Origin of the sequence: Streptomyces sp. NPDC055955 (genome assembly GCF_042270245.1) — a bacterium.
Taxonomy (GTDB): Bacteria; Actinomycetota; Actinomycetes; order Streptomycetales; family Streptomycetaceae; genus Streptomyces.
In genome coordinates, this window is record NZ_JBHJYS010000007.1 from 123123 (window position 1) to 147763 (window position 24641).

At 67.9% G+C, this 24641-nt stretch carries 20 protein-coding genes and 1 tRNA gene; 10 read left to right on the forward strand and 11 right to left on the reverse strand.

The annotated features are described in order from the left end of the window. Positions 1–12 precede the first annotated feature (12 nt). Together ACFC96_RS16340 and ACFC96_RS16345 are read right to left on the reverse strand one after the other, a co-directional pair. Positions 13–1413 carry a hypothetical protein gene (locus tag ACFC96_RS16340; protein WP_376612816.1) on the reverse strand — a complete coding sequence of 467 codons (1401 nt, stop codon included), beginning with the start codon at positions 1411–1413 and terminating at the stop codon, positions 13–15. Positions 1414–1691: 278 nt separating this feature from the next. Beyond that, complete coding sequence (locus ACFC96_RS16345; RefSeq protein ID WP_003999697.1) at positions 1692–1820, reverse strand: DLW-39 family protein; 129 nt, start codon at positions 1818–1820, stop codon at positions 1692–1694. 315 nt (positions 1821–2135) lie between these two features. Between ACFC96_RS16345 and ACFC96_RS16350 the strand changes: the two genes are divergently transcribed. Then, a complete protein-coding gene (locus ACFC96_RS16350) occupies positions 2136–2474 on the forward strand; it encodes a DUF6344 domain-containing protein (protein ID WP_376255378.1) in 339 nt (112 codons plus the stop codon). 802 nt (positions 2475–3276) lie between these two features. Continuing rightward, on the forward strand, positions 3277–4776 hold the full coding sequence (locus ACFC96_RS16355; protein WP_376612817.1) for a glycosyltransferase family 39 protein: 1500 nt from the start codon (positions 3277–3279) through the stop codon (positions 4774–4776). Between the two features lie 131 nt (positions 4777–4907). On the opposite strand, the gene ACFC96_RS16360 is transcribed toward ACFC96_RS16355, so the two are convergent. From ACFC96_RS16360 to dnaA, 9 genes are all read right to left on the reverse strand, one after another. After that, a tRNA-Ile gene (locus ACFC96_RS16360) sits at positions 4908–4981 on the reverse strand. A 191-nt stretch (positions 4982–5172) separates the two neighbouring features. Then, positions 5173–5835, reverse strand: a complete 663-nt coding sequence (locus tag ACFC96_RS16365; protein WP_376255375.1) for a DUF3566 domain-containing protein — start codon at positions 5833–5835, stop codon at positions 5173–5175. An 18-nt stretch (positions 5836–5853) separates the two neighbouring features. Further along, a complete protein-coding gene (gene gyrA / locus ACFC96_RS16370) occupies positions 5854–8481 on the reverse strand; it encodes a DNA gyrase subunit A (protein ID WP_376255373.1) in 2628 nt (875 codons plus the stop codon). 42 nt (positions 8482–8523) lie between these two features. Next, positions 8524–10620 (reverse strand): DNA topoisomerase (ATP-hydrolyzing) subunit B, encoded by a 2097-nt coding sequence (gene gyrB / locus ACFC96_RS16375; protein ID WP_376255371.1) that lies wholly within the window; start codon positions 10618–10620, stop codon positions 8524–8526. Between the two features lie 273 nt (positions 10621–10893). Continuing rightward, positions 10894–11436: a DUF721 domain-containing protein gene (locus tag ACFC96_RS16380; RefSeq protein ID WP_376255369.1), complete on the reverse strand. Its 543-nt coding sequence runs from the start codon at positions 11434–11436 to the stop codon at positions 10894–10896. After that, positions 11433–12557 carry a DNA replication/repair protein RecF gene (gene recF, locus ACFC96_RS16385; RefSeq protein WP_376612818.1) on the reverse strand — a complete coding sequence of 375 codons (1125 nt, stop codon included), beginning with the start codon at positions 12555–12557 and terminating at the stop codon, positions 11433–11435. The genes ACFC96_RS16380 and recF overlap by 4 nt, the downstream gene beginning before the upstream one ends. Before the next feature lie 104 nt (positions 12558–12661). After that, positions 12662–13537, reverse strand: coding sequence for a phosphogluconate dehydrogenase (NAD(+)-dependent, decarboxylating) (gene gnd / locus ACFC96_RS16390; protein WP_376255365.1), 876 nt, complete (start codon positions 13535–13537; stop codon positions 12662–12664). A gap of 177 nt (positions 13538–13714) precedes the next feature. Then, positions 13715–14845: a DNA polymerase III subunit beta gene (dnaN, locus tag ACFC96_RS16395; protein ID WP_116512073.1), complete on the reverse strand. Its 1131-nt coding sequence runs from the start codon at positions 14843–14845 to the stop codon at positions 13715–13717. Between the two features lie 890 nt (positions 14846–15735). Next, the gene (gene dnaA, locus ACFC96_RS16400) at positions 15736–17778 is read right to left on the reverse strand and encodes a chromosomal replication initiator protein DnaA (RefSeq protein WP_376612820.1); all 2043 of its coding nucleotides are present in this window, start codon (positions 17776–17778) and stop codon (positions 15736–15738) included. A gap of 375 nt (positions 17779–18153) precedes the next feature. Here dnaA and rpmH point away from each other — a divergent pair, with 375 nt between their 5' ends. The 8 genes from rpmH (at position 18154) to ACFC96_RS16440 (ending at position 24338) form a co-directional block, all read left to right on the forward strand. Beyond that, on the forward strand, positions 18154–18291 hold the full coding sequence (gene rpmH / locus ACFC96_RS16405) for a 50S ribosomal protein L34 (protein WP_006381191.1): 138 nt from the start codon (positions 18154–18156) through the stop codon (positions 18289–18291). Between the two features lie 18 nt (positions 18292–18309). After that, positions 18310–18681 carry a ribonuclease P protein component gene (gene rnpA, locus ACFC96_RS16410; RefSeq protein WP_116512076.1) on the forward strand — a complete coding sequence of 124 codons (372 nt, stop codon included), beginning with the start codon at positions 18310–18312 and terminating at the stop codon, positions 18679–18681. Further along, positions 18678–19037 carry a membrane protein insertion efficiency factor YidD gene (gene yidD, locus ACFC96_RS16415; protein WP_100597227.1) on the forward strand — a complete coding sequence of 120 codons (360 nt, stop codon included), beginning with the start codon at positions 18678–18680 and terminating at the stop codon, positions 19035–19037. Before rnpA ends, yidD begins: the two co-directional genes overlap by 4 nt. A gap of 3 nt (positions 19038–19040) precedes the next feature. Beyond that, positions 19041–20330, forward strand: a complete 1290-nt coding sequence (gene yidC, locus ACFC96_RS16420; RefSeq protein ID WP_376255361.1) for a membrane protein insertase YidC — start codon at positions 19041–19043, stop codon at positions 20328–20330. Positions 20331–20345: 15 nt separating this feature from the next. Next, positions 20346–20858, forward strand: coding sequence for a R3H domain-containing nucleic acid-binding protein (locus tag ACFC96_RS16425; protein ID WP_116512078.1), 513 nt, complete (start codon positions 20346–20348; stop codon positions 20856–20858). Positions 20859–20964: 106 nt separating this feature from the next. Continuing rightward, positions 20965–21681, forward strand: coding sequence for a 16S rRNA (guanine(527)-N(7))-methyltransferase RsmG (gene rsmG / locus ACFC96_RS16430; RefSeq protein WP_376255359.1), 717 nt, complete (start codon positions 20965–20967; stop codon positions 21679–21681). A gap of 480 nt (positions 21682–22161) precedes the next feature. Beyond that, the gene (locus tag ACFC96_RS16435; RefSeq protein WP_323186994.1) at positions 22162–23238 is read left to right on the forward strand and encodes an AAA family ATPase; all 1077 of its coding nucleotides are present in this window, start codon (positions 22162–22164) and stop codon (positions 23236–23238) included. After that, the gene (locus ACFC96_RS16440; protein ID WP_376255358.1) at positions 23235–24338 is read left to right on the forward strand and encodes a ParB/RepB/Spo0J family partition protein; all 1104 of its coding nucleotides are present in this window, start codon (positions 23235–23237) and stop codon (positions 24336–24338) included. The genes ACFC96_RS16435 and ACFC96_RS16440 overlap by 4 nt, the downstream gene beginning before the upstream one ends. Positions 24339–24641 lie beyond the last annotated feature (303 nt).

Genomic DNA, 24641 nt, shown 5'->3' on the forward strand with positions numbered 1-24641 from the left:
CTGACGCCCCGCCTACCGACCGGCGGGTGCCCGCCGGCGGGCGACGTACGTCCATACGCCGAGCCCCAGCACCAGCACGGACCCCGTGCCGATCCCCGCGATCCCGACGACCGTCATGCGGTTCGTCCGACCGGACCCGCCCTGCACCGCCTGACCGCCGCCCTGACCGCCGATCTGGTCTCCCGCCGAGGGCAACGATGAGCCACCGCCCTGCACCGAGCCGTTCTCGGCGGCGGCCCGGTCCGCGTCCGTGACCTGGAACGCACCCGGATCCCGCACATACGCCGGCGCGGACGCCGCCTCCCCATGGACCGTCAGACGGAGTGTCAGCCCGGATTCCTTGTTCCCGAAGGTCCCCTTCATCTCAGGCGTGAGCGAGACCTTCAGGTAGTACCAGCCGGCGAACCGCACGCCCGCCTCGTCCGCGCGCGACAGATAGCGGTTCTCGTAGGCGACCGGAGGCAGGGAGTCCAGAGCCGCCACGGAGGGCTCCCCTGCGTACGAGGCGTCCTTCGCGGTGAGAGGCGTCCGCGCCGGGTTGTACAGCGCCACATTCAGTGCGCTCGGTACAAAGCCCTTCCGCTGTGCGTCCCCCGCCGACGTGCCCAGCTCGGCCTCGGTGAAGAGCTGCTGTCCCCAGTCCAGCGGGACACGGTAGAACAGCGTCTGCCCCGGGCGGATCCGGTCCTTCCAGACGCCTTGCCGCAGGCTCCGCGCGTCGTTGAAGCCCGTACCTCCCCGGCGTTCGGAAGGGATTCCGGCGGGTGGCCGCGGCGAAGCCGACGACCAGGCCCCGGGCCCGGTGGTGGCGGGCGGCGACGTGAGCGCGGGCTCCGAGGAGACGCTCAGCTCCAGGTCCCAGCGCTCCCTCGTGGAATCCGGCGCAGTCTTGCGCGCGACGACCACGTCGTATGTGCCCGCATCCTGGCAGCGTCCGCCGCCCTTGCGTACGACCCGCTCCGCGGTGGCGGCTATCGGCCTCGGGTACTCGGCGGAGCGGAAGGCCGCCACTTCGGAGTCACAGCGATTGCCCTGCCGATCCTGCAGGGTCACGGAAATGCTGTCGTTGAACGCCACCTTCACGTCCGCCCCGGCCTTCGGCACCGCCACCACCGACACATACGTATCGGAGGAGCCGTCCAGGTCGACGCGGTAATAACGCGTGCCGGCCGCTGCCTTCGCACCCGACCCACTGCCGAGCCCGGTGCTCCTCACCCCCGCCTCGATGGAGCTGCGATACATCTCCCCGGCCCTGAGCTCCGCCGCATCCGTACCGGTCACCGCGCCCTGGACCGTCTTCGCCCCCTGCGCGAAGACGTACGGGGCCGCGTCCTGCGCCACCGCGGTCCCCGGCAGCGTCACCACCACGACCGGCACGGCCACCGCACACATCAGCGCCCTGAGCACCGGCACCGGCCGTCCAGGCCCGCACCCCACCACGCGCCCCATCAGGCGCCGCCCTCCGCGCCGACTCATCACGCGCCCCTTCGTCGCCCCCGCCATGGACTCATCGCCGGACGCCCATCCTGCCGCCAGGGCCTCATGCGCCCCACTGGCATTCGCCAAAGCAAGCAAACAATTTACTCAAGCGAATAGTCGACCCGGGCGGCCTCGCGCCCAGCCCCACCCCGGACAGCACAAAGCCCCGACCGCTCATGCGATCGGGGCCTTGAAGAGACTGTTGTCGACTCTCACGAACCCGTGGGCACGGAGTCAGTCGCCTCCGTCCACAGATCCTGCTCGGCGCGATCCGCCTGGATCTGGCGGTACACGAGGAGCCCGCCGATGGCGGCCAGTGCGACCAGGAGAAGCTTCTTCACCGCGCGACCTCGTCTTTCTTTGACGTAGGGGACCTCTGGCGCCCGACTATACACACCGACCGATACCGATCGGTGACCTGCACCCGGGCCCAACTCCCGCACCTCGACAAGCAGTCGAACCGGATCACGGAGCTCCGATCACACTTCGCAGAATGTGACATTCAGCGCGATTAGCTCCCTCGCAGGTCGATTACCCCCATCCGAGTGGTGTTCATCTGAACATCGACGCGCCACGGGCGTCGGTCCCCCACTCCGGAGCCCACATACACATCATGAGGAAAGTACGCAAATCGCCCAACCCGAAAGTGAGGGATCATGGCCACCAACAAGGTCATCAAGCTGTGGACCGTCCTCATCACCGCCTTCTTCGCGGTGCTGACCGCGATGGGTCTCACCTCCCCGGCCGCCGCGGCCACGCCCGTACAGCAGACGGAGGGCACGCGCAACGCGGCGGTGAGCATCCCCGCCCCTACCGCCGTCCGTGCACCCTGGACCTTCAAACGGTCCCTGCCTCCCACCATGAAGCAGCGCATCTGCGCCGAGGCCCACGGTTCCTCCCCCAGCTGCCGCCACCGCCCGCCGACCGACACGGGGTCCGGGGACGAGTTCGACGAGACCGCGGCACGGATCAATGCGCTCCACTCGCAGTCGTAGCGACAGCAGTACGCAAAGACGAAGCTCCACCAGCAGTGACAGCAAGCAGTACGCCAGCGGTGCCGAAAGCGGCGACGGCGAGAAGGCCGGCCCCTTGAGAACCCGCGGCAGACCCTCCGCAGCAAAAGCTCCACCGCAAGAACAGCCGGTGAGGAAGCCCGACAGGTACCACCGGCAGGCACCACCGCAGAGAACGTCCGGCAGCACGGTTCATCGGCCCGAGCCGACAGCGCCGCTCAGCAGCCGGCACTTGTACGAGCACGAGCACGAGCACCACAGACCAACGCACCACCCACAACACCCACAACACCCACAACACACGCACCACTGCAGCGCGGCACCACAGAGCCACGGCAGCAGCAGGCAGCGCTTCATCAGCGCAGCCACGCCCCGAATCTCCTGGCCGCACGCCAGATTCGGGCCTCACCAACCACAGGCAAGACGGCAAGACGGCAGGACGGCAAGACGGCAAGGCAGCAAGGCATCGATAGACCGCGCTCCCCGCGCCCTCGATCTTTCACGACCCCGGCCACCACAGGCTGAGGGTCTTCTCGGCGTGCGCCCACGGACAACGGCTCTGCTCCGCCACCCCCGAGAGACGCCACCCCCCACCACGACGGGTTGAGGGTTTCTGTCTTGTGCGGCCGGCAGGGAAAGTCTCGATGACTGAGTCAAGGCACTCCCGAAGAGGGTGGCCCGTGGGCCCGGTTCCGTCACAGCCCAGGGCCGAACAGGGGAAAGCCACCCGCAACGGGTGGGTCACGGCGGACACTCGCGTCGCCACGCCGCTATGGCTTTCGCCATGGCAACTCTCTCCCCTACCGCCCCGCGCACCGACGACGATCCGGCCCGCGAAGCACAGCACGGCGATCAGAAGGCGACCGCGGTCCGTCTGTGGTGGTTGCCGGCGATGGCCACTCTCGTCCTGGCGATGTACCGGATCGGCGAACCACTGCTCAGCCGCGACGAGTTGACGAGCTGGGACATGTCCGGCCGCAGCGTCGGCCAGGTGCTGGCCACGGTGCAGCGGGTGGACGGGGTGCTGGGCACGTACTACCTGATCCTGCACGCCTGGACGAGCGTCTTCGGTGACTCGGCCCTCGCCCTGCGCGTGCCCTCAGCACTGGCCATGACCGGTGCCGCCTGCTGTGTCGCGCTGGTCGGACGGCGGCTGTTCGGCCACCGCGCGGGACTGTCCGCCGGTCTGCTGTTCGCCCTGATCCCGGGCGTGAGCCGCTTCGCCCACGAGGCTCGCCCCTATGCCCTGGTGATGCTGGCCGTGACCCTGTCCGCGCTGCTGCTGCTGAGGGCCCTGGACCGTCCCGGCAGCCCGTGGCGATGGGCGGGTTACGCGCTCACCCTGACGGCTGTCGGACTCTTCCACTTGATCGCGTTGACGTGCCTGATCGGGCACCTGGCCCTGGTGGCCATGCGGGCCCGGCGTGAGCGCCGGACCTGGCTCGGATTCGGCTGCGCGGTCCTGGCCGGCGTCGTCTGGCTGGTCCCGGTCGTGGTGCTGGGCAGAGCCCAGACCGCCCGGCAGATCTGGTGGATCACCAAGCCGGGGGCGTGGGGCCTGATCGACATCTGGGAGCAGCTGTTCTACTCCGGTCTGTGCGCGGGGACGGTGCTCCTGCTGGCCCTCGTCGGCTGCCAGGCGCGCCGCGACGCCGTCGTCTTCTGCACCGTGTCGGCCGTGGCGCCCGTCCTGCTGATCTGGGCGATGTCCCACGGACACATCTCGTACTTCTACTTCCGCTACATGCTGTTCACCCTGCCCGCGCTCGCGATGCTGGCCGGGGCCGGGCTGTCCACCGGGGCACGGTCCCGGCGGGTGATCGCGTCGGTCCTCGCGATCCTCACCCTGCTCACGCTCTCGGACCAGAAATCCATGCGCGAGCCGCTCGCGCACTACTGGTCGGACGGCCCCGACTTCGCCGCGGCCGCACGAACCATCCAGCAGGGCTACGCCTCCGGCGACGCGATCGTCTACAACAGGGTCCAGGAAGAGGCGCTCTCGCTGGGCGTCAGCTACTACCTCCCCCGCGACCTGAAGCTGCGCGACGTCTTCCTCTCCGAGTCACCGATCCGGCGCAACGACCTGGCGGCGACCGAGTGCCCCGATCCGGCCCGGTGCCTGGGGGGCGAGAAGCGGATCTGGGTGGTGGTGGAGGGGAACGTGCCGGATCCGCTGCAAGGGCTGCCCCCCACCCAGGTGGCGGCGTTGCAGGCCCACTACAAGGTGTCCGAACAAACGCGCCCCACCGGCCTCACGGTGTCCCTGCTCGTCCGCACCGATTAGCCGCACGCGCTGCGTCGATGCTTGTCCTGGGGCTGCGACGCGGTGAGGTGCTGAGCCTGCGCCGGCAAGATCGATGTCACCCGTATACGTCGAAGACCCCCAGCCGATATCGACTGGGGGTCTTTCGCATGTGGGGCTAACAGGATTTGAACCTGTGGCCTCATCCTTATCAGGGATGCGCTCTAACCAACTGAGCTATAGCCCCGCCGCGCTTTGCGGTGTGTGTCCCGCGCGCTGACCTCTGAAGATTAGCGCACGACCCGGCCAGTCCCAAAATCGATAGTCAGGACCCCGCCCCACCGGCCAAAACGCCTGTGGAGCGCACCCCCGTCAGGGAATGCGCTCCACAGGTGTCGCAGCGACCGAAACGGCTGCTGCCCGGTTGCTCCTCAGCTGCTACTCGTCCTCGGCGAGGGTCAGCTCGACGCCGCCCACGAAGCCCGCGGAGAGGTTGTAGATGAACGCGCCGAGCGTGGCCAGCGCCGTCGCCAGGACGACGTCGATGACCGCGATGATCGACGTGAAGATCAGGACGCGCGGCAGAGACAGGAACGACTGGAGGTCGAAGCCGTTGGACTCGTTCGAGCCCGTGGCCTCGGAGATCGTGCCGCCCACGGTCGAGAAGACGCCCATGGCGTCCATGACCATCCACAGCACCGCGGCCGCGACGACCGTGCAGATGCCGAGCGCGATGGAGAGCAGGAAGCTGACCTTCATCACGGACCACGGATCGGCCTTGGCGACCCTCAGGCGCGCCTTGCGCGTACGAGGCGTCGTGCGGGCGCCCGTGCGCGGCCTGCGGACCGCTCCGGCGGGCGGAGCCGCCTGGTAGGCCTGCGGCGGGTGGTACGGCTGCGAGGGCTGCGCAGGCTGCTGCCTCTCCCCGGGCAGCGCCCCGTCCGTCTCGGCCTCGTACTGCTGCGTCTGCGGACCTCGGGTGTCCGTCACAGTTCCCCCCTGGGATCCATGAGACTCGTGCGAGTCGTTCGAGTCAGTGGCGGGGCCACGGCCGCCTTCCGATTCCGTACCGGTCGAACCGGCGCCCGTGGCTCCGCTCACGATGACTCACTCCTCGCGCTACTCGGCCGTGGACTGTGTGCCCTCGTCCGTCTCGACAGCCGTCTCGGCCTCGGCGGACTCGTCGACGATGACGTCACCGTCGACCTCCTCCGCCTCGCGACCGGCCTCGGCGTTACGAGCGATACCGACCACGGCATCGCGCTTGCCCAGGTTGATCAGTTGGACGCCCATGGTGTCACGGCCCGTCTCCCTGACCTCGTTGACTCGCGTACGAATCACACCGCCCGACAGCGTGATGGCGAGGATCTCGTCCGTCTCCTCGGTCACCAGCGCGCCGACGAGCGAACCGCGGTCCTCCACGATCTTGGCGGCCTTGATACCGAGGCCACCGCGACCCTGGACGCGGTACTCGTCGACGGCGGTCCGCTTCGCGTACCCGCCGTCGGTGGCGGTGAACACGAACGTACCCGGCCGAACGACATTCATCGAGAGCAGCTGGTCGCCCTCGCGGAAACTCATGCCCTTCACACCGGATGTGGCACGGCCCATCGGGCGCAGCGCGTCGTCCGTTGCGGTGAAGCGGATGGACTGCGCCTTCTTGCTGATGAGCAGCAGGTCGTCCTCGGCGGAGACCAGCTCGGCGCCGATCAGCTCGTCGTCGGAACCGTCCTCCGTCTCGCGGAGGTTGATGGCGATGACGCCGCCCGAACGGGGCGAGTCGTAGTCCTTGAGGGGGGTCTTCTTGACGAGGCCGCCCTTTGTGGCGAGGACCAGGTAGGGGGCCGCTTCGTAGTCGCGGATCGCGAGGATCTCGGCGATCGACTCGTCCGGCTGGAAGGCCAGCAGGTTGGCGACGTGCTGGCCGCGAGCGTCACGGCCGGCGTCCGGGAGCTCGTACGCCTTCGCGCGGTAGACGCGGCCCTTGTTCGTGAAGAACAGCAGCCAGTGGTGCGTCGTCGACACGAAGAAGTGGTCGACGATGTCGTCTTCCTTGAGCTTCGTGCCGCGTACGCCCTTGCCGCCGCGCTTCTGCGAGCGGTAGTCGACCGTCTTGGTGCGCTTGACGTAGCCGCCGCGCGTGATGGTGACGACGATGTCCTCTTCGGCGATCAGGTCCTCGATGGACATGTCGCCGTCGAAGGGCACCAGCTTGGAGCGCCGGTCGTCGCCGAACTTCTCGACGATCGCCCCGAGTTCCTGGCTGATGATCTGGCGCTGGCGCTCCGGCGAGGCCAGGATCGCGTTGTACTCGTCGATCTTGAGCTGCAGTTCGTCGTGCTCGGCGACGATCTTCTGGCGCTCCAGGGCGGCCAGTCGGCGCAGCTGCATCTCGAGGATCGCGTTGGCCTGGATCTCGTCGATCTCCAGGAGGCCCATCAGGCCCTCGCGGGCGATCTCGACGGTGTCGCTGCGCCGGATGAGCGCGATGACCTCGTCGATGGCGTCCAGGGCCTTCAGGAGGCCGCGCAGGATGTGGGCGCGCTCCTCGGCCTTGCGCAGGCGGAACTTCGTACGGCGGACGATGACCTCGACCTGGTGGCTCACCCAGTGGCGGATGAAGGCGTCCAGGGAGAGGGTGCGCGGCACGCCGTCGACGAGCGCCAGCATGTTGGCGCCGAAGTTCGTCTGGAGGTCGGTGTGCTTGTAGAGATTGTTCAGCACGACCTTGGCGACGGCGTCACGCTTCAGGACGATGACGAGGCGCTGGCCGGTGCGCGACGAGGTCTCGTCGCGGACGTCGGCGATGCCGCCGACGCGGCCGTCCTTCACCAGGTCGGCGATCTTCTGCGCGAGGTTGTCCGGGTTGACCTGGTACGGGAGCTCGGTGACCACCAGGCACTGGCGGTTCTGGATCTCCTCGACCTCGACGACCGCGCGCATCGTGATGGAGCCACGGCCCGTGCGGTACGCCTCCTCGATGCCCTTGCGGCCCACGACCAGGGCGCCGGTCGGGAAGTCCGGGCCCTTGATGCGCTCGATGAGCGCGTCCAGGAGCTCCTCGTGCGAGGCTTCCGGGTTCTCCAGGTACCACTGGGCGCCGGAGGCAACCTCGCGCAGGTTGTGCGGCGGGATGTTGGTGGCCATGCCGACCGCGATGCCCGCCGAGCCGTTGATCAGCAGGTTCGGGAAGCGGGCCGGCAGGACGGTCGGCTCCTGGGAGCGGCCGTCGTAGTTGTCCGTGAAGTCGACGGTCTCCTCGTCGATGTCACGGACCATCTCCATGGACAGCGGCGCCATCTTGCACTCGGTGTAGCGCATGGCGGCCGCGGGGTCGTTGCCCGGGGAGCCGAAGTTGCCGTTCGAGTCCACCAGCGGCATACGCATCGACCACGGCTGCGCCAGGCGGACCAGGGCGTCGTAGATCGAGGAGTCGCCGTGCGGGTGGTAGTTGCCCATGACGTCGCCGACGACGCGGGCGCACTTGTAGAAGCCCTTCTCGGGCCGGTAGCCGCCGTCGTACATCGCGTAGAGGACGCGACGGTGGACGGGCTTGAGGCCGTCCCGTACGTCGGGCAGGGCGCGCGACACGATGACGGACATCGCGTAGTCGAGGTACGAGCGCTGCATCTCGGTCTCGAGCCCGACGGGCTCGATGCGCTGGGCACCCTCCACGGGCACCGTTTCGACGCTGACGCTGATCTCGGCGCCCTCTTCGGGCGTGGGGGGAGTGTTCTCGTCGGTCATTGCTGGTGAAGATCCTTTCTGATGCGGTCAGCTGAGACCGACTCAGATGTCGAGGAAGCGGACGTCCTTGGCGTTGCGCTGGATGAACGAGCGGCGCGCCTCGACGTCCTCGCCCATCAGCACGGAGAACAGGTCGTCCGCCTGGGCCGCGTCGTCGAGGGTGACCTGGCCGAGCACGCGGTGCTCGACGTCCATCGTGGTGATGCGCAGCTCCTCGGCGTTCATCTCGCCGAGACCCTTGAAGCGCTGGATCGAGTCCTCGCGGATCCGCTTGCCCTGCTGACGGCCGAGCTCGATCAGGGCGTCGCGCTCGCGGTCCGAGTACGCGTACTCGAAGTCCTCACGACCCCACTTGATCTTGTAGAGCGGCGGGCGCGAGAGGAACACGTAGCCGGCCTCGACGAGGGGCCGCATGAAGCGGAACAGGAAGGTCAGCAGCAGGGTGTTGATGTGCTGGCCGTCGACGTCGGCGTCCGCCATCAGGATGATCTTGTGATAGCGGAGCTTCTCGATGTCGAAGTCCTCGTGGACTCCGGTGCCGAAGGCGGAGATCAGCGCCTGGATCTCCTGGTTCTGCAGGATCTTGTCGATCCGCGCCTTCTCGACGTTCAGGATCTTGCCTCGGATGGGCAGGATGGCCTGGTACTGCGGGTTACGACCGGACTTGGCCGAGCCGCCGGCGGAGTCACCCTCGACGATGAAGATCTCGCACTTGGTGGGATCGTTCGACTGGCAGTCGGAGAGCTTGCCCGGCAGCGACGCCGTCTCCAGGAGGCCCTTGCGGCGCGTCAGGTCGCGGGCCTTGCGGGCCGCCACGCGCGCGGTGGCCGCCTGGATGCCCTTGCGGATGATGTCCGCGGCCTCGACGGGGTTGCGGTCCAGCCAGTCGTTCAGGTGCTCGTAGACCACCTTCTGGACGAAGGTCTTCACCTCGGTGTTGCCCAGCTTGGTCTTGGTCTGGCCCTCGAACTGCGGCTCGCTCAGCTTCACCGAGATGATCGCCGTCAGACCCTCGCGGATGTCGTCACCCGTGAGGTTGTCGTCCTTCTCGCGAAGCAGCTTCTTGTCGCGCGCGTACTTGTTGATCAGCGAGGTCAGCGCGGCGCGGAAGCCCTCTTCGTGGGTACCGCCCTCGTGTGTGTGGATGATGTTGGCGAAGGAGTACACACCCTCGGCGTAGCTGCTGTTCCACTGCATCGCGACCTCGAGGGACAGGAGCTTGTCCTTGTCCTCGGCCTCCAGGTCGATGACGGAGGGGTGCACCACGTCTCCCTTACGGGAGTTGAGGTACTTCACGAAGTCGACGATGCCGCCCTCGTAGTGGTACTCGACGGCCTTGACCTCGGGCTTCTCGTCGGCGCCCGCCTCGTCCGCCCCGGCGACGGCCTTCGCCGACTCACGCTCGTCGGTGAGTGTGATCCTCAGACCCTTGTTGAGGAACGCCATCTCCTGGAAGCGCCGCGACAGCGTCTCGAAGGAGTACTCGGTGGTCTCGAAGATGTCCGGGTCGGCCCAGAAGGTGACCGAGGTGCCGTGCTCGTCCGTGGCCTCGTGCTGCGCGAGCGGGGCCGTCGGGACGCCCAGCTTGTAGTCCTGGGTCCAGCGGTGGCCGTCGGTCTTGACCTCGACGGCGACCTTCATGGACAGCGCGTTGACGACGGAGACGCCCACGCCGTGCAGACCGCCGGAGACCGCGTAGCCGCCGCCTCCGAACTTGCCGCCCGCGTGCAGAACGGTCAGCACGACCTCGAGGGCGGGCTTCCCCTCGGACGGGACGATGCCCACCGGGATGCCGCGGCCGTTGTCCACGACGCGCACACCGCCGTCGTGCAGGATCGTCACGTCGATCGTGTCCGCGTGGCCCGCCAGCGCCTCGTCGACGGAGTTGTCGACGACCTCCTGCACCAGGTGGTGCAGGCCGCGCTCACCGGTCGAACCGATGTACATGCCAGGCCGCTTGCGGACCGCGTCCAGACCCTCGAGGACTGTGATGGCGCTCGCGTCGTACGCCGAGGTCACCTCACCGGAGGACTGGCTCGCCTCCGCGGGGGCCTCGCCGACGGCGTCGGCGGCAGTGGACGGGATGTTCTCGTTGGGGTTGCCGGAATCGGCCACGAAGCGCCCTTTCTGGCACAGCACAAGCCAAGCCCGGCGGTGGCCGGAGCGGCTGCGTCGTTCAGCGATAGTCAGCGTTGCTCGGTGTGTCCCACAAGTGGGGCGGGATTAACTCTCAGTCTACCGGTAGCGCTGACAGTGATGGGGGTTTGCCGGTACCTGAGTCCGCATGTGCCGCCCTGAACCGGCCTCTGCCGACTCCCCATATGCGTCCCGGGGCTCCAAGAGGCTCACAGCGGCACTCAGCGCTTCCGGGCGTCAACCGGTTGTCAACGCCCGGCCGGCGGCTCTCGGGACTCACCCGTAGGTGTCGCCGGGGCCCTTGCTTCCGGGGGCGCGCAGGGGGCCGAAGCGGCGAGCGGGGCCGTTGGGCCCAAGGATCTTCAGGAGCCGTACGGTGCCGTGCCCGAGGTCCTCATTGAGCCGCGCCACCAGCGTCGGAGCCAGGTACCGCAGCTGCATCGCCCAGGCAGTCGAGTCGCACTGGACGGTCAGGACGCGCTCGTCCTCGTCGTACTTCAGGGGCTCGGAGTGCTTGGCGAGGTCCTCGCCCACGATCTCCGGCCAGCGGCCCATGACACCGCCGACGGCGGCCGGCGCCTCCCAGCCGCGCTCGGTGATCAGCCGGTTGATCGCTGCGCCGAACGCGACGGGGTCGCGGCCGTCGGCACGGGCCCCGGACCTCAGTCCGCCACCGCGCCGGGCCTGCTTCTTCTGCTGGTCGGCCACTCCACGCGCGCGTGCCTGTTCCTTCGCGGCCCGCAGGGCCACACGCGCGAGATCGATGCCGGACGGCTCGGGGGCCTTCGGCGGGACGTCGCCGGATGTGTTCTCGCTCATATCCGCTCCACCGTGCCTTCGGACACCGCGTACCGCGTGCCCGCCAGGACGCCCGGCACGTCGTCGTCCACCGCGGCCGTCACCAGGACCTGCTCCCCGGGGGCGACCAGCTCGGCGAGGCGCTCCCTGCGCCGCGCGTCGAGCTCCGCGAAGACGTCGTCGAGCACGAGCACCGGCTCGTTCCCTTCGGCCCGCAGCAGGTCGTACGAGGCCAGGCGCAGCGCCAGCGCGTAGGACCAGGACTCGCCATGGCTGGCGTACCCCTTCGCCGGCAGCTGGCCGAGCTTGAGGACCAGGTCGTCGCGGTGCGGTCCGACGAGGGTCACGCCCCGCTCGATCTCCTGTTTGCGGGCCGCTTCGAGGGCGGTCATCAGCTGTTCGTAGAGCTCTTCGCGCGCGTGGCCGTCGATTTCGGGCGAGGACGGCTTGTATTCCAGGGCGAGCGGGCCGCCGCCGGGCGCCAGCTGTTCGTACGCCTTGTCGGCGAGCGGCTGGAGCGTGGCGATCAGGTCGAACCGCTGCGCGAGCAGCTCGGCGCCCACGCGCGCGAGGTGCTGGTCCCAGACGTCGAGGGTGGACAGGTCCATGGAGCGGCCGCCGTGCCTGCGGGCGAGCGCGGCCGATTTGAGGAGCGTGTTGCGCTGCTTGAGCACGCGGTCGTAGTCGGACCGGACACCGGCCATGCGCGGGGAGCGGGCCGTGATCAGCTCGTCGAGGAAGCGGCGGCGCTCGCCGGGGTCGCCCTTGACGAGCGCGAGGTCCTCCGGCGCGAACAGGACCGTGCGCACGATGCCGAGCACATCACGGGGTCTGACCTGCGAGGACCGGTTGATCCTGGCGCGGTTCGCCTTGCCCGGGTTGAGTTCGAGCTCGATGAGCTGCTGTCGCTCGCCCTGCCGGACCGCGGCCCGGATGACGGCGCGCTCGGCGCCCATGCGGACCAGCGGCGCGTCCGAGGAGACCCGGTGGCTGCCGAGAGTGGCGAGGTAGCCGACGGCCTCGACGAGGTTGGTCTTGCCCTGCCCGTTCGGGCCCACGAACGCGGTGACGCCCGGATCGAGAGAGACCTCGACCCGGGCGTACGAGCGGAAGTCGGCCAGCGACAGATGCGTCACGTGCATGGTCGTTCGCCGACCTCCCCCAAGGTGTGGAGCTGGTGTGGACTACTTCGTCGTGGAGCTTCGTGGATGCGTTGTGCGTTCGCTCTGCGCGTTCGCTTTCCGGGCTAACTCTTCTCGACTGCGTGGCCGCCGAACTGGTTGCGCAGGGCGGCGATCATCTTCATCTGCGGCGAGTCGTCCTGGCGCGAGGCGAAGCGCGCGAAGAGGGACGCGGTGATCGCGGGCAGCGGAACCGCGTTGTCGATGGCCGCCTCGACCGTCCAGCGGCCCTCTCCGGAGTCGGCGGCGAAGCCGCGCAGCTTCTCCAGGTGCTCGTCGTCGTCCAGCGCGTTGACCGCCAGGTCGAGCAGCCAGGAACGGATGACCGTGCCCTCCTGCCAGGAGCGGAAGACCTCGCGGACGTTCTCCACGGAGTCGACCTTCTCCAGAAGCTCCCAGCCCTCGGCGTAGGCCTGCATCATGGCGTACTCGATGCCGTTGTGGACCATCTTCGCGAAGTGGCCCGCGCCGACCTTGCCCGCGTGTACAGCGCCGAATTCGCCCTCCGGCTTGAGGGCGTCGAAGATCGGCTGGACCTTGGCGACGTGCTCCTTGGTGCCGCCGTACATCAGGGCGTAGCCGTTCTCCAGGCCCCAGACGCCGCCGGAGACGCCGCAGTCGACGAAGCCGATGCCCTTGATGCCCAGCTCGACGGCGTGCTTCTCGTCGTCGGTCCAGCGCGAGTTGCCGCCGTCCACGACGATGTCGCCCGGCTCGAGGAGTTCGGCGAGCTCGTCGACGGTGGCCTGGGTCGGGCCGCCGGCGGGGACCATCACCCACACCACACGCGGGCCCTTGAGCTTGCCCACAAGCTCTCCGAGGCTGTGGACGTCCGCGAGGTCCGGATTGCGGTCGTATCCGATGACGGTGTGGCCTGCGCGGCGGATGCGCTCGCGCATGTTGCCGCCCATCTTGCCGAGACCGACGAGACCGAGCTCCATCAGGTGGTTCCTTAAGTTGCGACGGGGCGTGAGGTGGTGCGTGAGGTACTCCCGCACCTGTGTTCCGAGCCTAAACCTGGGGGTACCACCCACGCCTTTCGGGCAGAAGGGGATCTCACGCACACCTGTGGGCATAGCCGCTCAGACCAACGCCCGGCGGCCATGCCCTGTGGAGCGTCAGCCCGACAGCCGCACCGGCATGATCAGGTACTTGTACGCGTCGTCCGCCTCGGCGTCCACGGCGGGCCTGCCGCTGAGCAGCGCCGGCTTCGTGGAGGTCGTGAAGGAGAGCTGGGCGACGGGGGAGTCGATCGCGCTCAGACCGTCCAGGAGGAACGTCGGGTTGAAGGCGATCGAGATGTCGTCACCGTCGAGCTGGGCGTCGACCCTTTCCACAGCCTGTGCGTCGTCGCTGGAGCCCGCCTCCAGGATCAGCACGCCCTGCTCGAAGCTGAGCCGCACCGGGGTGTTCCGCTCGGCGACGAGGGCGACACGCTTGACGGCCTCCACGAAGGGGGCGGTCTCGATCACGGCCACGGAGTTGAACTCCGTCGGGAACAGGGTGCGGTACTTCGGCAGGTCGCCCTCGAGAAGACGCGTCGTCGTACGGCGGCCCGCGCCTTCGAAGCCGATGAGACCCTCACCGGCGCCGGAGCCCGACAGGGCCAGGGTGACCGTGTCACCGCTCGTGAGCGCCTTGGCGGTGTCCAGGAGCGTCTTGGCGGGCACCAGGGCGACCGCGGACGCCTCGGGGTCCTCCGGCTTCCACAGGAACTCGCGGACCGCGAAGCGGTAGCGGTCGGTCGACGCGAGGGTGACCGTGTCGCCCTCGATCTCGATACGCACACCTGTGAGCACCGGCAGGGTGTCGTCACGGCCGGCGGCGATGGCCACCTGGGCCGCGGCGGAGGCGAAGACCTCACCGGGGACCGTGCCCGTCGCGGTCGGCATCTGCGGCAGTGCCGGGTACTCCTCCACAGGCAGGGTGTGGAGTGTGAATCGCGAGGAGCCGCAGACCACGGTCGCTCGTACACCGTCTGTGGAAATCTCCACCGGACGGTTCGGCAGGGCACGGCAGATGTCCGCCAGGAGCCGGCCCGACACGAGGACGGTGCCTTCCTCGTCGATCTCCGCGTCGACCGAGACCCGCGCCGAGACCTCGTAGTCGAAGCTCGACAGGCTCAGTGCGCCCTCCTCGGCCTTCAGGAGAAGGCCCGCGAGGACCGGCGCAGGCGGTCGGGCCGGGAGGCTGCGCGCCGCCCAGGCCACTGCCTCCGCGAGTACGTCGCGTTCCACCCGGATCTTCACCGTAAGCCGCCTCCTGCTGTTGCTGGCTGCTCTCGCCCTGCGTTGGTCTTCGGTCTTCGTCGTGTGACTCGGTGTCGCTCAGCCGCCACATGGGAAGGACACCGGGGAACAGTCTGACGTACGGCGCTGACAGTCGTTGCCGCTCGGGGTCAAGTCGTGCCGACCCGCTGTCGGGCACCGGACCCCGAGTTGTGCACAGCCCCCACTTCAATCCTGATTCCCAGCTCTCTCTAGTTGGGAGTAGTAGTAGGGGCTGTGGAAACCGTGGATAACTGCCTTTTCGCAGGTCAGAGTCGGTTTTTTGTCCACCGGGCCTGTGGGCGCGAGCGGTGGACAACCGGGGTTCTCTGTGGACGGGGAAAAGTTCTGCACACCCGATGCACAGGCCCGGGTCACTTCTCCCCAGGGCTGTCCCCAGCTTTACCCCGGTTCCCCACAGCCCAACCACACCCCTTGATGTGACGCCTTTCACTCGGCACGGTGATTTTGCGCGTTGCGTTGCCGAACAGTGGACAGCCGTGTGGAGAAGCCGCCGCAGCTGTGCACAAGGACCGCTGACCTGTGGGTCGACGGTGGACAAGGAAACCCACACCCTGTGGAGGAGGATCTTGTCCACAGCCTGTGGAGATCTTTTGTCCACGAATCCACAGCCGTCTGACCTGGTCTGATGGTCATTCATCGCGAGGCCCTGTGGACACAGTCTGGACAACTTGGCAGTCCCCAGGGTGTGGACGCAAGAAAGTCCGCACATCTGTGGAGAACACCCGTAACCAGGGATCGGAATCGAACACCGCGTCCGACCGAGCTGTCCCGTCGCATCGAAGAAGGGCGCCCCAGGAGTTGTCCCGGGGCGCCCTTCGACGGCGTACAGAGGGGTCTGAAGGCTGCTGTCAGCCGTTCTTGATGCGGTTGGTGAGCTCGGTGACCTGGTTGTAGATGGACCGCCGCTCGGCCATCAGCGCGCGGATCTTGCGGTCCGCGTGCATGACGGTCGTGTGGTCGCGGCCGCCGAACTGCGCCCCGATCTTCGGCAGGGACAGGTCGGTGAGCTCACGGCACAGGTACATCGCGATCTGGCGTGCCGTCACCAGGACGCGGCTGCGCGACGATCCGCACAGGTCCTCCACCGTCAGGCCGAAGTAGTCGGCCGTCGCGGCCATGATCGCCGTCGCCGTGATCTCGGGGGCCGAGTCCTCGCCGCCGGGGATCAGGTCCTTGAGGACGATCTCCGTCAGGCCGAGGTCCACCGGCTGCCGGTTCAGCGACGCGAACGCCGTGACCCGGATCAGCGCACCCTCCAGCTCGCGGATGTTGCGCGAGATGCGGGACGCGATGAACTCGAGGACCTCCGGCGGAGCGTTCAGCTGCTCCTGCACCGCCTTCTTACGAAGGATCGCGATCCGGGTCTCCAGCTCGGGCGGCTGGACGTCGGTGATCAGACCCCACTCGAAGCGGTTGCGCAGCCGGTCCTCCAGGGTCACCAGCTGCTTGGGCGGCCGGTCGCTGGAGAGCACGATCTGCTTGTTCGCGTTGTGGAGCGTGTTGAAGGTGTGGAAGAACTCCTCCTGCGTCGACTCCTTGTCCGCGAGGAACTGGATGTCGTCGACAAGAAGGATGTCCATCTCGCGGTACCGCTTGCGGAAGCTGTCGCCCTTGCCGTCGCGGATCGAGTTGATGAACTCGTTCGTGAACTCCTCCGAGCTCACGTAACGCACCCGCGTGCCCGGGTACAGGCTGCGCGCGTAGTGCCCGATCGCGTGCAGCAGGTGGGTCTTGCCGAGCCCCGACTCCCCATAGATGAAGAGGGGGTTGTACGCCTTCGCCGGCGCCTCGGCGACGGCGACCGCGGCCGCGTGCGCGAAACGGTTCGAGGCACCGATGACGAAGGTGTCGAAGAGGTACTTCGGGTTCAGTCGCGCGGTCGGCTCGCCCGGACCCGTCGCGGGCGCGGGCTGCGCGGCGAGCGGTCCGGGGGCACCGCTGGGGACACCGCGGCCCGCGCGCCCGCCGTCCTGCCCGGGGCGGCCGCCCATGGGACCGTCGTTGAGGTCACGGCGCTCGTGCCGGCCGTGCCGCCCCTGACGGTCCGACATCTGCTGTTCGTACGACGACCGCTCGGCCTGCTGCTCGTATCCGGAGCGTTCGACCTGCTGGTCGTAACCGTTGCGGTCCGACTGCTGGTCGTAACCCGTCCGGTCCGGCTGCTGGTCGTAGGGGGACCGCTCCTGCTGCTGTTCGTAGGGGGACCGCTCCTGCTGCTGTTCGTAAGGGGAGCGCTCGTTCTGCTGCTCGTACGGGGAGCGTTCCTGCTGCCGGTAGTCGTGCTGCGGCTGCTGGGGCGGATTCGCGTACGGATCGCGCTCGGGGAAGCCGAGCCGCGGCTGCTGCCAGCTGTACTCGTCCTGCGACCGCGGCCAGGCGCCCGGCTCCGGACGCTGGTAGTCCGGGTACGCGGGGCGGGCGGTCGGGAGCTGGTCGGCGCGGGCGCCCTGATCACTGCGGGGGCCCTGCGCATGGTCGTCCGCGCGGCGGCCGTACGGGTCGTACGGCTCATGGGGCTGGTTCTGGCTCTGGCCCTGGGCTTGGGCCGACGGCAGCTCGGGCTCGTCGTAGCGGTGCTGCTGTACGGGGGGTGCGGGCGGCGCGGGCTGTTCACCGACGGAGTCGTCGACCGTGATCGCGATCCGGATCGGGCGGCCGCACTCGCGGCTCAGCGTCTCGGCCACGACCGGCGCGAGCCGTCCCTCGAGTACGCCCTTCGCGAACTCGTTCGGCACGGCGAGCAGCGCGGTGTCGGCGACCAGCGCGAGAGGCTGGCAGCGCCGGATCCAGTGCTCGTCCTTCGTCTCGACGCCCTGCCCACGGCCCTCCCCGAGCAGCTGTTCCAGAACTCGTGGCCACACTGCGGCAAGATCGGCAGGTACGTCAGCCACAGGGCACGCTCTCTCGCAGGTCCCACGAAGGTGTGGTTCTGGGACGGGTCGGAAGAAAATCGGGGTGGTGCGGTGAGAAGGGAACGAATCGGAGTTCAGCCACGGTAGTCAGGGCAACCGGTGCGGTTCAAGTTGTTGTCCACAGGCTGTGCACAGTGTCCCTCACCCGATGGCGGTTTGACCGGATGGACTAGCCGCGCGTACCGTGACCAGGTCGAGTTGTCGATGGCTGCTGCCGCCTGCCTCCGATGGGCAAAGATCACGATCTGTGATTGTGAAGCGGTGCACTCGGTGCGTATACGCGAGCTTCTCGTGGGCGCACGGTGACAGCCAGGCGATGTCCCGCCACTACACGATCATTTCTGGAGCCCCCGAGTGAGCAAGCGCACCTTCCAGCCGAACAACCGTCGTCGCGCCAAGACCCACGGCTTCCGCCTGCGGATGCGCACCCGTGCCGGCCGCGCGATTCTCGCGAACCGCCGTGGCAAGGGTCGCGCAAGCCTGTCCGCCTGATCGCGTACAGGTCATGACGTGCTGCCTACCGAGAATCGGCTGAGGCGGCGCGAAGACTTCGCGACCGCGGTACGCCGAGGACGCCGGGCCGGTCGCCCGCTCCTTGTCGTCCATCTACGTAGCGGTGCAACGGACCCGCACGCGCCTGGGGAGAGCGTTCCCCCGACGCGTGCGGGTTTCGTCGTGAGCAAGGCAGTCGGTGGAGCTGTCGTACGTAATGCGGTGAAGCGCAGGCTTCGCCACCTCATGCGCGACCGACTCGCACTGTTGTCCCCCGGTAGCCTGGTAGTCGTACGTGCGTTGCCCGGCGCGGGTGACGCCGACCATGCACAGCTGGCCCGAGACCTGGATGCCGCCCTTCAGCGGCTACTGGGAGGGGGCGCGCGATGAAATATCCGCTGCTTGCTCTGATCAAGCTCTACCAGTGGACCATCAGCCCTCTGCTGGGGCCTGTGTGCAAGTACTACCCGTCGTGTTCCCACTACGGCTTCACAGCGATCGACCGTCACGGTGCGATCAAGGGAACAGCCCTCACCGCCTGGCGCATCCTCCGGTGCAACCCGTGGTCGCTCGGCGGTGTCGACCACGTTCCGCCGCGTAAGCGTCCGCGGTGGCACGAAATGCTGCGTAACGCCTGGCGCGAACGCAAGGGCGGGCCTTCCGCCGCCGGCGCGCCTTCAGAGTGTGGCCACACCAGCCCCTCGAGCCCCGCCGCCGAGACCCCGTCCCATGCTCAAGGAGCCTGATTAGTGGACACGATTGCCGGTTTTTTCAGCTTCATCACGACACCAGTTTCTTGGGTCATCGTCCAGTTCCACTCGTTGTACGGGGCGATCTTCGGCCCGGACACGGGCTGGGCCTGGGGCCTGTCCATCGTGTCCCTGGTGATCCTGATCCGTATCTGCCTGATCCCGCTCTTCGTGAAGCAGATCAAGGCCACTCGGGCGATGCAGACGCTGCAGCCCGAGATGAAGAAGATCCAGGAGCGCTACAAGAACGACAAGCAGCGCCAGTCCGAAGAGATGATGAAGCTGTACAAGGAGACGGGTACCAACCCGCTCTCCTCGTGCTTGCCCATCCTGGCGCAGTCGCCGTTCTTCTTCGCCCTGTACCACGTGCTCAACGGCATCGCGACGGGCACCACGATCGGCGTCATCAACGATGATCTGCTGGCGAGCGCGCGTAAGGCGCACATCTTCGGCGCCCCGCTCGCGGCCAAGTTCACCGACAGCGCCGACAAGGTCGCCTCGCTGGGCGCCTCGCTGACCGACGTCCGCGTCGTCACCGCGATCATGATCGTCCTGATGTCGGCGTCGCAGTTCTACACGCAGCGCCAGCTGATGACCAAGAACGTCGACATGACGGTGAAGACGCCGTTCATGCAGCAGCAGAAGATGCTGATGTACGTCTTCCCGGTCATGTTCGCCGTCTTCGGCATCAACTTCCCGGTCGGTGTTCTCGTCTACTGGCTGACCACCAACGTGTGGACCATGGGCCAGCAGATGTACGTCATCCGCCAGAACCCGACCCCCGGCAGCAAGGCGCAGGCCGCGTTCCTGGAGCGTCTGCTCAAGCACGTCTCGCACGCCGAGAAGACGCGCAACCGCCGCGAGCGCGCCGTCGTGAAGGCGATCGTCGCCAAGGGCCGCGACCGCAACGAGTTCGAGCGCAAGTTCATCAACGGCCTGACCAAGGTGAACCTCGCCGCCCAGGCCGACGGAACGGTCATCAAGAGCACGGCCGGCACCCTGACCGAGGACGAGGACGGGGGCCAGACGACAGGCGGTACGCCGAAGCGGCAGCAGCCCAAGCGCCAGTCCAAGTCGCAGCGCCAGCACGGCACCGCCCAGAGCGCCGCCAAGGACGAGTCCGACGCGCCGGAGCCCACGTCCCTCGAGAAGAAGGACGAGGCGGACGACGCCAAGCCCGAGGCCAAGCCGGCCGCTGGCAAGCCCGCTTCCGGTACCCCTGCCCGCAGCAAAGCCAAGTCCGGACAGCGCAAGGGCCCGCAGCGGCCCAAGTCCCCGTCCAAGAAGTAAGAAGGAGTCCATCCCGTGACGGAAGGCACCACCTCCGCCGCTCCTGAGGGCAGCGACACCCTGACTCGCCTCGAGCAGGAAGGCGAGATCGCGGCGGACTATCTCGAGGGTCTGCTGGACATCGCCGACCTCGACGGCGACATCGACATGGACGTCGAGGCCGACCGCGCTGCCGTCTCGATCGTCAGCGACGCGTCCACCCGCGACCTGCAGAAGCTGGTCGGCCGCGACGGTGAGGTCCTCGAGGCCCTCCAGGAGCTGACCCGCCTGGCTGTCCACCGGGAGACCGGTGACCGTAGCCGCCTCATGCTCGACATCGCCGGTTACCGTGCGAAGAAGCGTGCTGAGCTCTCCGAGCTGGGCGCCAAGGCTGCGGCCGAGGTGAAGAGCAACGGCGAGCCGGTCAAGCTCGACCCGATGACTCCCTTCGAGCGCAAGGTCGTCCACGACGCGGTCAAGGCCGCCGGCCTGCGCAGCGAGTCCGAGGGCGAGGAGCCGCAGCGCTTCGTCGTCGTGCTCCCCGCCTGAGCGGTACGTCGCTCTACGGCCCCGTCTGTTCGCAGGCGGGGCCGATCTTTGTCAGCCTGATAGTCAGCCACCCAACGCGGCAGCGCGGTACGGAAGGACGGTCCACGTGACGGAGGCAGCAGAGCTTCCCCCGGCTCCTGAACAGGCCCGAGCGGTATTCGGCGAGCGCTACACGGACGCGGTCCGGTACGCGGAGCTGCTGGCCGACGCGGGGGTGCAGCGTGGTCTCATCGGTCCCCGGGAAGTGCCCCGGCTGTGGGAGCGGCACATCCTGAACTGCGCCGTACTGTCCGAGGTCGTGCCGGAGGGCGTCACCGTCTGCGACGTGGGCTCCGGTGCCGGCCTGCCCGGTATCCCACTGGCCCTGGTACGACCCGACCTGAAGATCACGCTCCTGGAGCCTCTGCTGCGGCGCACGACCTTCCTCACCGAGGTCGTCGAGCTCCTCGGCCTCGACCATGTGACCGTGGTCCGCGGCCGCGCCGAAGAGGTCCTCGGCAAGCTGAACCCCGTCCATGTGGTGACAGCGCGCGCTGTCGCTCCGCTGGACCGTCTCGCGGCGTGGGGCGTCCCGCTGCTGCGGCCGTACGGCGAGATGCTGGCCCTCAAGGGCGACACCGCCGAGGAAGAGGTCAAGAGCGCGGGTGCTGCCCTGAGCAAGCTCGGTGCGGTGGCCACCTCGGTGCTTCACGTCGGTGAGGGCGTGGTGGATCCGCTCTCGACCGTGGTGCGTGTCGAGGTCGGGGAGAGCCCCGGCGGTGTGCGCTTCGCGGCGAAGCGCGCCAAGGCAGCTCGCGCCGGACGTGTACGGCGTCGACGCTGACGCTGCTCCTCGTCTTCGAGGCGTCTGCTGTGTTCTAGGCGACAGTCCGTTTCTCGCGGTGATGGCCGCTCGGGTCCTGAGGACCTGAGCGGCCATTGCTTTTGCCTGAGCTGCCATCGATTTTTGAGTGACGCTTGTCTCGTGGGTCCTGAGTGTCCGGTGTGGGCAGCGCACGCACTGGACGGCACCGAGGGGCGTCGGTGGGTGGCCGCTGAATCGTCCTGACAGTGACCCGCGCTCCGTGAAACCTGCCAAACGTATGTATGTCGGGGTGTCGCACGGGTGCCGACCGGGCTGCGGTGCATCGTGTTTCACGTGAAACGTCGCTCACTGCTGCATGGCATCATCAGCCGCGGTCGCGCCGCGGCTGCCCCCCGCGACCGTAGGTCTCTCGGATCCCTCGAATCGGGCACGGAGTTGTCCACAGAGGCCGTTTCCTCCACAGAAGACAGGGCCTCGCTGGTTCACGACCCCGAAAGCATGGGAGGCTCTGTTCATTGCGAGCCTGAAGTCGAGGAGAGTGAATCCTTGCGGTCCGACGCCAACATCGCGGGACCGATGACCGATCCGGTCCCCGGTCCCCGTACCGAGTCGGTGGGGGAGGATGTTTCACGTGAAACACCGCCTCCGATGGACGACACCCCTATCGGTCGTGCTGCCCAGCTGGCGGTAGAAGCCCTTGGTCGCGCAGGCGAGGGCCTGCCACGACCTGAGCAGACCCGCGTCATGGTGGTTGCCAACCAGAAGGGCGGGGTCGGCAAGACCACCACAACGGTCAACCTTGCCGCCTCGCTGGCGCTGCACGGTGCCCGCGTGCTGGTGATCGACCTGGATCCGCAGGGCAACGCCTCCACGGCTCTGGGTATCGACCATCACGCCGAAGTGCCTTCGATCTACGACGTGTTGGTCGAGAGCAAGCCGCTGTCCGAAGTCGTACAGCCCGTGGTCGATGTGGAGGGCCTCTTCTGTGCCCCAGCCACCATCGACCTCGCCGGTGCGGAGATCGAGCTGGTCTCGCTGGTGGCACGCGAGAGCAGACTGCAGCGCGCGATCCAGGCGTATGAGCAGCCCTTGGATTACATCCTCATCGACTGCCCGCCGTCGCTCGGCCTGCTGACGGTCAATGCTCTGGTCGCCGGCGCCGAGGTGCTGATCCCGATCCAGTGCGAGTACTACGCGCTGGAGGGCCTGGGGCAGCTCCTGCGCAACGTGGATCTGGTGCGCGGGCATCTGAACCCGGATCTGCATGTGTCGACGATCCTGCTCACGATGTACGACGGCCGCACCCGGCTGGCGTCGCAGGTCGCCGACGAGGTCCGGAGCCACTTCGGCGAAGAGGTCCTGCGGACGAGCATCCCGCGCTCCGTGCGTATCTCCGAGGCGCCGAGCTACGGGCAGACGGTGCTCACCTACGATCCAGGGTCGAGCGGCGCACTCTCCTACCTCGAGGCGGCGCGGGAGATGGCGCTGCGCGGGGTCGGTATCCGCTACGACGCTCAGCACGCCCATGCGGGCACTCAACTTGACCAGCACAGCACGGTGGAGGGTATCCAGTGAGCGAGCGACGGAGGGGACTGGGCCGCGGCCTCGGCGCACTGATTCCAGCAGCCCCCACCCCCGACAAGACGGCACCGAGCGGCGCGATGGGGGGTGTCCCCGGCTCGCCTTCTTCCGGGCCCATCCTGACGGCGGAACGCGGAGTGGCAGCGGCGAAGGTTGCCTCGCTTCCGCAGCCCCAGGTTTCACATGAAACAGAGGATCTGTTCGGCGGTCCGGTGGACGCTCCGGAAGCGCCGGCGGGAGCATACTTCGCCGAACTTCCGATTGACGCCATCACGCCCAACCCGCGTCAGCCGCGTGAGGTGTTCGACGAGGACGCCCTCGCCGAACTCGTCACCTCGATCAAGGAAGTCGGGCTTCTCCAGCCCGTCGTCGTACGGCAGCTGAGCTCGTCGCGCTTCGAGCTCATCATGGGTGAGCGGCGTTGGCGCGCCTGCCGAGAGGCTGGTCTGGAGCGCATTCCGGCGATCGTCCGGGCGACGGACGACGAGAAGCTTCTCCTCGACGCACTCCTGGAGAACCTGCACCGCGCTCAGCTGAACCCGCTGGAAGAGGCTGCCGCCTACGACCAGTTGCTGAAGGACTTCAACTGCACGCACGACCAGTTGGCCGACCGGATCGGGCGTTCGCGGCCGCAGGTCTCCAACACCTTGCGGCTCCTGAAGCTCTCTCCGGCCGTTCAGCGTCGGGTGGCCGCAGGCGTGCTGTCGGCCGGCCACGCGCGTGCCCTGCTCTCCGTGGAGGACTCGGAGGAGCAGGATCGCCTCGCTCACCGGATCGTCGCCGAGGGGCTTTCGGTGCGGGCCGTCGAGGAGATCGTGACCCTGATGGGTTCACGTCCGACGAGCACGGCGCGTGCCAAGGGGCCGCGGGCCGGGACGCGTCTCTCGCCGGCGCTCAGCGAGCTCGCCACGCGGTTGTCCGACCGGTTCGAGACGCGGGTGAAGGTCGATCTCGGGCAGAAGAAGGGCAAGATCGTCGTCGAGTTCGCCTCGATGGACGACCTGGAGCGCATCCTCGGTCAGCTCGCTCCGGGTGAGGGACCCGTCCTCCAGCACGGAGCGGCGGAAGACGAGGACCAGGAGAACGAGGGCTAGGAGAACGGGGGGTTGATCCCGTTCGACGCACGTCTCACGAGAGCAGGCCGTGTCCGGTGTGTACCGGAACACGGCCTGCTCTTTGCTTTCTGTCGGTATCGATGGAATCGCTTCGTGGATACGATGCGACGGGGAAGAGCGCACCCCTCAAAGTCACCTCACGCGGGAGGCGGGTCATGCAATCGGTGAGTCGTGCCGGGCTGATGACCGCTGGTCTCGGGCTGGGCGCGGTCGGCGGTTTTGTCGGCAGCCTGCTCAGGGAACGGAGCGCTCTGACAGCCGCCCGAGGTGCGGCGGGCGAAG